A 10,177-nucleotide genomic window follows, 5' to 3' on the forward strand; every position below is an offset into this window, starting at 1 on the left:
TCTTGATAATGTTGACGATTATAATTCTTGCCCTGATAGCCATTGTCGTGTTGTTTGCGGTGAAAAATATCCGGATGCAGTTTATTACCCGCCCAGTTTTTAGTTTTTTCAAGAAGGTCTTGCCGCCACTTTCAGATACCGAGCGCGAAGCGATGGAAGCCGGTGATGTCTGGTGGGAAGGGGAGTTATTCCGCGGAAATCCTAACTGGAATACCTTGCACAGCTACGGTAAGCCGACGCTGACAGCTGAAGAAAAAGACTTTATTGATAATCAAGTAATGACAGCACTGACGATGATCGATGATTTCGACATAGTGCATAACCGCAAGGATTTACCGCCAGAGCTGTGGGAATACTTTAAGAAAGAAGGTTTCTTCGCACTGATCATTCCGAAGAAATTTGGTGGTAAAGCTTTCTCTGCCTATGCAAACTCTACCATTGTCAGCAAATTAGCCAGCCGTAGCGTAAGCGCTGCTGTTACTGTGATGGTGCCGAACTCTTTAGGCCCTGGTGAGTTGCTGACCCACTATGGTACGAGCGAGCAGAAAGAACGCTGGTTACCTGCTTTAGCTAAAGGCGATGAAATTCCTTGTTTTGCATTAACTGGTCCAGAAGCGGGCAGTGATGCCGGCGCTATCCCCGATGTAGGTATTGTGTGTCGTGATATTTTCAACGGCGAAGAAATGCTTGGGCTTAAACTTACATGGGATAAGCGTTATATCACGCTGGCTCCTGTAGCAACAGTTCTGGGTTTAGCGTTCCAAATGCGCGATCCTGAAGGTCTGCTTGGCGATAAGAAAAACTTAGGCATTACCTGTGCGTTGATCCCAACGGATCATCCTGGTGTGGTTATTGGTCGTCGTCATAATCCGCTGGGAATGGCGTTTATGAACGGTACTACTCAAGGTAAAGAAGTGTTTATTCCGCTCGATTGGATTATCGGTGGCCCTGAGTTTGCTGGTAAAGGCTGGCGTATGCTGGTTGAGTGTTTGTCAGCGGGCCGCGGTATTTCATTGCCAGCATTGGCAACGGCTTCTGGTCACATGGCGACGAAGACGACAACGGCTTACAGCTATGTGCGTCACCAGTTTGGAATGGCAATTGGTCAGTTTGAAGGGGTGCAAGAAGCGCTGGCGCGTATTATTGCCAACACTTATCAGTTAGAAGCCGCACGCCGTTTAACAACCACGGGTATCGATCTTAAAGTCAAACCTTCTGTCGTGACCGCGATAGCTAAGTACCACATGACTGAATTAGGCCGTTCTGTGATGAACGATGCCATGGATATTCAATCGGGTAAGGGCATTCAATTAGGACCTAAAAACTATTTAGGCCACCCTTATATGTCGAATCCAATTTCGATCACTGTGGAAGGCGCGAATATTCTAACCCGCTCATTGATGATTTTTGGTCAAGGTGCGACTCGCTGCCATCCATACGTGCTTGCCGAAATGGAAGCCGCAGCGATGGAAAACCAACATGAAGCCTTAGAGCGTTTTGATGCGTTATTAATGGGTCACATGGGTTATGCCACGCGTAATGCTTTCAGTGCTTTGTTTAGCGCGTTAAGCGGTAGCCGTTTTGGCAGTGCGCCAGTGAGCGGTGAAACTAAGCAGTACTATAAAGATATGTCGCGTATTTCGTCTGCATTAGCCTTAATGACAGATTTATCTATGCTGATCATGGGCGGCGATTTAAAACGCAAAGAAATGCTGTCGGCACGTATGGGTGATGTGCTCAGCCAGTTGTATTTAGGCTCAGCGACCTTGAAGTTATTTGAAGATAATGGCCGTCAACAGGACGATTTGCCTGCGGTACGTTATGTAATGGCCAATCGTTTGCACTTGGCGGCTAAAGCGTTGGAAGACACGATTCGTAACTTCCCGAGCCGTCCTGTGGCCTGGTTACTGCGCGGCTTAATTTTCCCGCTGGGTAATCACTTCACTGCACCGAGCGACAAAATGGCGACCGATTTAGTTAGCGGCATGTTGAAGCCTGGCCCTGCTCGCGAACGTATTACTTTCTTATGTCCTGAATTTGAAGGGGATAAGGGCGGTATTGCTGAAGTTGAGCAAGCATTTATCGCGCAATATGCCTGTAAAGATATCTATAAAAAACTGAAGAAAGCGCAGCGTGCCGGTGAGTTGCCAGCAAAAGTGCCGAATCTAGTCTTGTTTGCAAAAGCACTCGAGACTGGCGTTATCACTGCCGACGAAGAACAAAAGTTACAGCATGCTGATAAGCTGCGCTTAGCGGCAATTAATGTGAATGATTTCGAAGCGTTATAGTGACTGTTAGTGTTTGATGTTAGCGTTTAATGTTAGTGCAGTTTGGTCTAAGCGGTGTTAAGTTCGATAGCTAAGCCGCTTAGGCCGTTTGGATTTCCCTCTGAAATGAGAGACCAACAAATCTTCATCAACAGAAATCTGCACTTACAGAAAATAGTCAATATAAAAAAACCACCTTCATGAGGTGGTTTTTTATTGGCTTTTTTCTAACGCGCTTGAGTTGTTAGAAGAAGCTTAAGCAACCTAAGCTACGATCAACACTTTACAGGTGTTAGTGCCGCCGATGGTTTCCATTGCATCGCCTTTGGTCATTAATACCATATCACCGCTATTCAAATAACCAGCCGCTGTTAATGCTTCTAACGCTTTTTGTGCTAGCTCATCGGCTGGGTGGATCGTTGAATCGAAGTAGATTGGCAACACGCCGCGGTACAAGGCCATTTTGGCTAAGGTTGTTGCGTGACGTGATAAACCTAAGATTGGCAGTGAAGAACTGATACGAGACATTAACTGTGGTGTTGCACCCGATTCAGTCAGAGCGATAATCGCCTTAACGCCTTCTAGGTGGTTTGCTGCATACATAGTTGATAGCGCAATGGTCTCTTCAACTGAAGTGAAACGCACATCTAATCTATGCTTAGACACAATCACACTTGGGTGAGATTCAGCGCCAACACACACGTTTGCCATTGCCTTAACGGTTTCTTCTGGGAAGTCACCGGCAGCAGTTTCAGCAGATAACATCACAGCATCGGTACCATCAAGCACAGCGTTCGCCACGTCCATCACTTCGGCGCGGGTTGGCATTGGGCTTGAAATCATCGATTCCATCATCTGAGTGGCAGTGATGACGACTTTATTCAGTTGGCGTGAACGGGCGATTAACTTCTTTTGTACTGCAACGAGTGCAGCATCACCAATTTCAACACCTAAGTCACCACGGGCAACCATAACAACGTCAGACGCTAAGATCACATCATCCATAGCGGCATCGGTCGCAACCGCTTCAGCACGTTCAACTTTAGCAACGATCAACGCATTACAACCTGCTTGACGGGCAAGATCGCGAGCATAGTCCAAGTCAGCACCACTGCGCGGGAAAGACACGGCTAAATAATCCACTTGGATCATTGCTGCAGTGAGAATGTCAGCCTTGTCTTTTTCGGTCAGCGCAGCAGCAGAAAGTCCGCCGCCTTGTTTGTTAATACCTTTGTTGTTAGATAAAGGGCCTGCCACAGTCACTGTGGTATGCACTTTACGGCCTTCAACACGCTCAACGCGTAATTGAACACGGCCATCATCTAACATCAGGATATCACCAACAGTCACATCGTCTGGCAATTGCTTGTAATCGATACCCACTTGGGTCTCGTCGCCTTCACCTTTGGCTAACTCGGCATCAAGTACATAGGCTTGACCTAATACGAGTTGTACTTTCTTATTGTCTTTGAAAGTAGAAACGCGGATTTTAGGGCCTTGTAAGTCACCAAGAATGGCCACATGAACGCCTAACTCTTTAGCGATTTCGCGCGCTTGAGTTGCTCGTTTTAGATGATCTTCGGGGGAACCGTGGGAGAAATTAAGACGTACAACGTTTGCACCTGCCGCGATGATGCGGCGTAGATTATCATCACGATCGGTAGCGGGACCTAGAGTGGTGACGATTTTGGTTCTGCGGAACATAAGGATACTCCGTTAAAGTTAAAAAAAATCTTGGGACTATATTACCATGCAATTCCAAATTTTGTAGTAAAGTTACAATCAAATTGATCTAAAGTTATGTATGAAAATTGTGAGGTATCGCTGATATTTGCACGATAAATGGCTAGGTTAAGGATCAACACTAGCCATTTTTAGAAAAGGAAGTGAGTTACAGTATCGGATCTTTATTGATGCGAGACTCTTTTAACACTTCTTTCACTCGTTTCAAATTATCGCGGAAACGTGGGCCTCTACGTAAAGTAAAACCTGTTGCCAATACATCTATAGTGACTAATTGGGCTAAACGCGAGGCCATAGGTAAATACATGTCAGTATCTTCTGGCACTTCCATTGTCACGGGCAGTGTACATTCCATTGACAAAGGCGAGTTGCGGGCAGTAATACCAATCACAGCTGCACCATTTTCTCTCGCTAAACGCGCGATTTCAATCAATGACTTTGTACGGCCAGTGTGGGAAATCAATACCACCACATCGCCCTCATTACTGTTAATACAGCTCATGCGTTGCATTAGAACATCGTCAAAACAGATGACAGGCACATTAAAGCGGAAGAATTTATTTTGCGCGTCATGGGCAACTGAAGCGGATGCGCCTAGGCCAAAAAAGGAAATAGTCTTAGCTTGAGTGAGAATATCAACGGCTTTATTAATGGCTGAAATGTCTAGGCTTTGACGTGCGGTATCGAGCGAAGCCATTGAAGATTCGAATATTTTTGTCGTATAAGACTCAGTCGAATCATCTTCTTCAACGTGGCGGCTCACATAAGGTGTACCGTTCGCAAGACTTTGCGCTAGATGTAACTTAAAATCAGGGAAACCTTTAGTATCTAAGCGGCGGCAGAAACGATTCACAGTAGGTTCACTGACATCTGCCATCTTAGCCAGTGTGGCGATGCTAGAATGTATAGCTGTCTGTGGTGATGCTAAGATCACCTCTGCAACTTTGCGTTCTGATTTACTAAAATGGGTGAGGCTTTTTTGAACCTTTTCTAGGGTATTCATACGCGTATGTCCGCTAAATTGAGAATGTAATTTTATTTATTTTTATTTCGTGGGAGCAGATCAAGACTGGCGGCCCACTAATAGACTCTATGTAGTAACTTTTCAGTACAATTTTGAAATAAGACTTTACTACCTTCAGTAATTTAAGCACAAAAAGCATATCAGATTTATGCAGCAAGTGACTAGTTAGCAAGAATGTTAATATTTATAAAAATAGATGCATTTAACAAATTCTGTTGTTATATTACAACAAAAGTGTGGATTTCTTCATCGACATGAAGGGACACGACATACAAAGGAGATCGTAACGCAATGGGCAAAACAACATCAGGCGCCAAAGCTTGTGACTTCGTACTCTTTGGTACAAAAGGCGATTTGGCACGACGCAAGTTGTTACCTTCTTTATACCAGCTAGATAAAGCTGAACTTCTCGATAAAGATACGAAAGTGATCGGTGTCGCGAAAGACGAGTTTACTCAAGATGAGTTTATCGAATTAGTCACGCTTGCATTAAACACCTTCGTGAAAGAGCCTTTGTGCGAAGAGACTCTCCAACGTTTCCTGTCCCGCTGCCACTATATAGGCACTAACTTTACCGATTCAGCGGGCTACAGTGCCTTCCATGATCTGCTCAAACCAGAAGAGCGCGTTATGGTCAGTTACTTTGCTACGCCACCTGCAATATTCGGCGACATTTGCCGTTGTTTGCATGAACAAGATCTTATCCACCCAGATTCACGCGTGGTGCTCGAAAAGCCCATCGGCTCAGATTTAGACTCTTCTCGCGTTATCAATGACCAAGTTTCCGCTTACTTCAAAGAACGTCAGGTTTACCGTATCGACCATTACTTAGGTAAAGAAACCGTACAGAACTTGATTGCACTGCGTTTTGCTAACTCTTTATTTGCCTCTAAGTGGGACAACCGTACGATTGACCACGTCCAGATCACAGTCGCAGAAGAAGTGGGCATCGAAGGCCGTTGGGGTTACTTCGACAAAGCGGGTCAGATGCGTGACATGATCCAAAACCATTTGCTGCAAGTGTTAACGCTCGTTGCCATGGACCCACCCGTTAACTTAGATGCTGACAGCATCCGTGATGAAAAAGTTAAAGTGCTTAAATCACTGCGTCCGATTAATTCAGACAATGTGTATGAAAATACCGTACGCGGTCAGTACAGCGCAGGCTTCTTAAAGGGCAGCCCAGTCCCGGGTTATTTAGAAGAAGAAGGCGCCAACCTTCAATCACACACAGAAACCTTCGTGGCTATTCGTGTGGATATCGACAACTGGCGTTGGGCGGGCGTGCCTTTCTATTTACGTAGCGGTAAACGTATGCCGTTTAAGAGCTCTGAAATTGTAGTGTATTTCAAAAACCCACCGCATAACTTGTATCGCTCAAGCTACCGTAATCTGCCACCGAACAAGCTGACAATCCGTTTGCAGCCCCATGAAGGGGTTGAAATCCAGATGATGAACAAAGTGCCAGGTTTGGAGCAAAAACAACGTCTACAAACCACTAAACTCGATTTGAGCTTCTCCGATACCTTTAAAAATGAACGTATCGCCGATGCCTATGAGCGTCTATTACTCGAAGCTATGCTCGGTAATCAAGCGCTGTTCGTGCGCCGCGACGAAGTAGAGCAGGCATGGACTTGGGTGGATGGCATTATCCAATCGTGGGAACAAAGCAACGAAAAACCAAAACCTTATCCTGCGGGTACTTGGGGTCCAGTTGCGTCAGTTGCTTTGATTACCAAAGATGGCCGTTCGTGGGACGAGTAGGAGACTTTGATGATTAAAGAAACCGTATTCAAATCTTTCGATACGCCAAGTGCGTTAGAACAGCAATTGGCCAGCAAGATTGCGAGCCAGTTGCAGGAAGCCGTCGATGCCCGCGGAAAAGCGAGCTTAGTGGTTTCCGGTGGTTCGACGCCGCTTAAGTTATTTCAACTATTGAGCATGAAATCCATCGATTGGAGTGATGTTTATATCACGCTTGCCGATGAGCGCTGGGTTGAAGCCGACGCTGATGCTTCTAATGAGCGTCTCGTGCGTGAACATTTATTACAAAACCGTGCGGCGAATGCCAAATTCCGCGGTTTAAAAAACATGTTTTCGACCGCAGAAGCCGGCGCCGATATGGCCGCCGAGTCCTTGTCTAACTTCCCACGTCCTTTTGATGTGGTGGTGTTAGGCATGGGTAACGATGGTCATACCTGCTCTTGGTTTCCCTGCAGTGCTGAGCTTGAAAATGCGCTCACAACCCAAGCCTTGTGTGTGGCGACGAACCCCACCACAGCGCCCCATGGTAGAATTACGCTCTCTAAGAGTGCGATTTTGAACAGCAGACAAATCTACCTGCACTTGGTCGGGGAACAGAAATTATCCGTATATCGTCAAGCGTTAGAAAGTGATGATGTCCATGCTATGCCTATCAGAGCCGTATTAGCGCAGCGTAAAACGCCCGTTGATGTGTTCTGGAGCGCTTAAGGAGTCACTATGCACTCAGTAGAAATACACTCAGTAGTTCAAGCTGTTACCGACAGAATTATTGCCCGTAGCAAAGCGTCACGTGAAGGTTATCTCGCCGCATTGAATGATGCCCGTAACCATGGTGTACACCGTAGCTCATTGAGTTGTGGCAACTTAGCCCATGGTTTTGCCGCCTGTAATCCAGACGACAAAAATGCATTGCGTCAATTGAATAAGGCGAACATCGGCATAGTGACGGCATTTAACGATATGTTATCTGCGCACCAACCCTATGAAAGCTATCCTGAATTGCTTAAAAAAGCCTGTCAGGAAGTCGGCAGTGTTGCACAAGTGGCGGGCGGTGTTCCGGCCATGTGTGATGGTGTGACTCAAGGTCAACCTGGTATGGAATTGAGCTTACTGAGTCGTGAAGTGATTGCGATGGCAACGGCTGTGGGCTTGTCTCACAACATGTTCGATGGCGCTTTACTGCTCGGCATTTGCGATAAAATCGTTCCAGGTTTACTTATCGGCGCCTTAAGTTTTGGTCACTTACCTATGTTATTCGTGCCGGCAGGGCCGATGAAATCAGGTATCCCGAACAAAGAAAAAGCCCGTATCCGTCAACAATTTGCCCAAGGTAAAGTAGACCGTGCACAGCTATTAGAAGCTGAAGCTCAGTCTTACCACAGTGCAGGAACCTGTACTTTCTACGGCACGGCAAACTCGAATCAGTTAATGCTTGAAGTGATGGGTCTGCAGTTACCGGGATCATCTTTTGTGAATCCTGATGATCCACTGCGCGAAGCGTTAAATAAGATGGCGGCTAAGCAAGTGTGCCGTTTAACTGAAATGGGGACTCAATATACCCCAATCGGTGAAGTGGTCAGCGAAAAATCTGTGGTTAACGGCATTGTGGCACTTTTGGCTACTGGCGGTTCTACTAACTTGACGATGCACATTGTCGCCGCGGCTCGTGCTGCCGGTATTATTGTGAACTGGGATGATTTTTCAGAATTATCCGATGCTGTCCCATTAGTGGCGCGCGTGTATCCAAACGGTCATGCCGATATTAATCATTTCCATGCAGCCGGTGGCATGGCGTACTTAATCAAAGAATTGCTCGATGCGGGTCTATTGCATGAAGATGTGAATACCGTTGCGGGCTTTGGTTTACGCCGTTATACCCAAGAGCCAAGGTTGCTCGACGGTGAACTGCGCTGGGTCGATGGTCCAACGACTAGCTTAGATACTGAAGTGTTAACATCAGTCGCATCACCTTTCCAAGGCAACGGTGGCTTAAAATTACTCAAAGGTAACTTAGGCCGCGCTGTGATCAAAGTGTCAGCAGTACAAGAACAACATCGTGTCGTTGAAGCGCCCGCAGTGGTGATTGACGATCAAAACAAACTCGATGCCTTGTTCCAAGCCAGTGCTCTGGATAGAGATTGTGTTGTGGTGGTTAAAGGTCAAGGCCCGAAAGCCAACGGTATGCCAGAGCTGCATAAATTAACGCCATTGTTAGGCACGCTTCAGGACAAAGGTTTTAAAGTCGCGCTGCTGACTGACGGTCGTATGTCTGGCGCGTCGGGCAAAGTCCCTGCGGCGATTCACTTAACGCCTGAAGCCTTAGATGGCGGTTTAATTGCCAAAGTCCAAGATGGCGACTTGATCCGTGTCGATGCGTTAACAGGCGAACTGAGCCTGCTTGTATCTGAAGCTGAACTTGCCACCAGAGCCGCGGGAATAGTGGATTTACATCGCTCACGCTATGGCATGGGCCGCGAGTTATTTAGTGCGCTACGTTCAAATCTAAGTAGTCCAGAAACTGGTGCGCGTTGTACTAATGCCATCGATGAACTTTATTAATACAAAGGAAGAATGACGCAATGCTTGAGAATAACTGGTCACTACAGCCACAAGATATTTTTAAACGCAGCCCTATTGTTCCTGTTATGGTGATTAACAAGATTGAACATGCGGTGCCATTAGCGCGAGCACTGGTTGCCGGCGGCATTAGCGTGTTAGAAGTGACTTTGCGTACGCCTTGTGCACTCGAAGCTATCACTAAAATCGCCAAAGAAGTGCCTGAGGCCTTAGTGGGCGCAGGGACTATCCTAAACGAAGCTCAGCTTGATCTTGCGATTGCCGCTGGCGCGCAGTTTATTATTACCCCAGGTGCAACGGTTGAACTGCTCAAAGCGGGTATGCATGGTCCAATCCCTTTAATTCCAGGGGTTGCGAGCATTTCAGAAGTGATGACGGGGATGGCGCTCGGTTACACCCACTTTAAATTCTTCCCAGCCGAAGCCTCGGGTGGTGTCGATGCCCTTAAAGCCTTCTCGGGTCCGCTAGCGGATATTCGCTTCTGCCCAACAGGTGGCATTACGCCAAGCAGCTATAAAGATTATTTAGCGCTGAAAAACGTCGATTGTATTGGTGGTAGCTGGATTGCGCCAACGGATGCAATGGAACACGGCGATTGGGATCGTATCACTCAACTTTGTAAAGATGCCATCGGCGCTTTATAAATCGAGCTTGACTTGAAATAGTGACAAAATAAAAACCACCGTAAGTTTAATGCCGATCAGTTAAGACAGATCGCTTGACGATCTCGCTGAAAAGATCAAAATCCGATGACCTCATGTCATCGGATTTTTTTATGCAACTCTCAGAAGCACTCGCCCGT

General features: G+C 46.5%; 7 protein-coding genes. 5 read left to right on the forward strand and 2 right to left on the reverse strand.

Annotated features, from left to right (window positions below; all coding sequences use genetic code 11):
• Nucleotides 1-8 precede the first annotated feature (8 nt).
• The gene (locus KO533_RS22015; RefSeq protein WP_028760000.1) at nt 9-2,288 is read left to right on the forward strand and encodes an acyl-CoA dehydrogenase; all 2,280 of its coding nucleotides are present in this window, start codon (nt 9-11) and stop codon (nt 2,286-2,288) included.
• Between the two features lie 243 nt (nt 2,289-2,531).
• Here the strand turns inward: KO533_RS22015 and pyk are convergent, their stop codons facing one another.
• Complete coding sequence (gene pyk, locus KO533_RS22020) at nt 2,532-3,971, reverse strand: pyruvate kinase (protein ID WP_105252459.1); 1,440 nt, start codon at nt 3,969-3,971, stop codon at nt 2,532-2,534.
• A gap of 187 nt (nt 3,972-4,158) precedes the next feature.
• Nucleotides 4,159-5,013, reverse strand: coding sequence for a MurR/RpiR family transcriptional regulator (locus KO533_RS22025; RefSeq protein ID WP_006081563.1), 855 nt, complete (start codon nt 5,011-5,013; stop codon nt 4,159-4,161).
• Between the two features lie 312 nt (nt 5,014-5,325).
• Here KO533_RS22025 and zwf point away from each other — a divergent pair, with 312 nt between their 5' ends.
• Genes zwf through KO533_RS22045 form a run of 4 tightly spaced genes read left to right on the forward strand, consistent with a single transcriptional unit; the run spans nt 5,326 to nt 10,019 of the window.
• Nucleotides 5,326-6,798, forward strand: a complete 1,473-nt coding sequence (gene zwf / locus KO533_RS22030; protein WP_028759998.1) for a glucose-6-phosphate dehydrogenase — start codon at nt 5,326-5,328, stop codon at nt 6,796-6,798.
• 9 nt (nt 6,799-6,807) lie between these two features.
• On the forward strand, nt 6,808-7,506 hold the full coding sequence (gene pgl / locus KO533_RS22035) for a 6-phosphogluconolactonase (RefSeq protein WP_106650438.1): 699 nt from the start codon (nt 6,808-6,810) through the stop codon (nt 7,504-7,506).
• A 24-nt stretch (nt 7,507-7,530) separates the two neighbouring features.
• On the forward strand, nt 7,531-9,357 hold the full coding sequence (gene edd, locus KO533_RS22040; protein WP_219256159.1) for a phosphogluconate dehydratase: 1,827 nt from the start codon (nt 7,531-7,533) through the stop codon (nt 9,355-9,357).
• A 20-nt stretch (nt 9,358-9,377) separates the two neighbouring features.
• A complete protein-coding gene (locus tag KO533_RS22045; protein ID WP_028759995.1) occupies nt 9,378-10,019 on the forward strand; it encodes a bifunctional 4-hydroxy-2-oxoglutarate aldolase/2-dehydro-3-deoxy-phosphogluconate aldolase in 642 nt (213 codons plus the stop codon).
• Nucleotides 10,020-10,177 lie beyond the last annotated feature (158 nt).

This window comes from Shewanella sp. NKUCC05_KAH (assembly GCF_019345585.1).
Lineage (GTDB): Bacteria > Pseudomonadota > Gammaproteobacteria > Enterobacterales > Shewanellaceae > Shewanella > Shewanella oncorhynchi.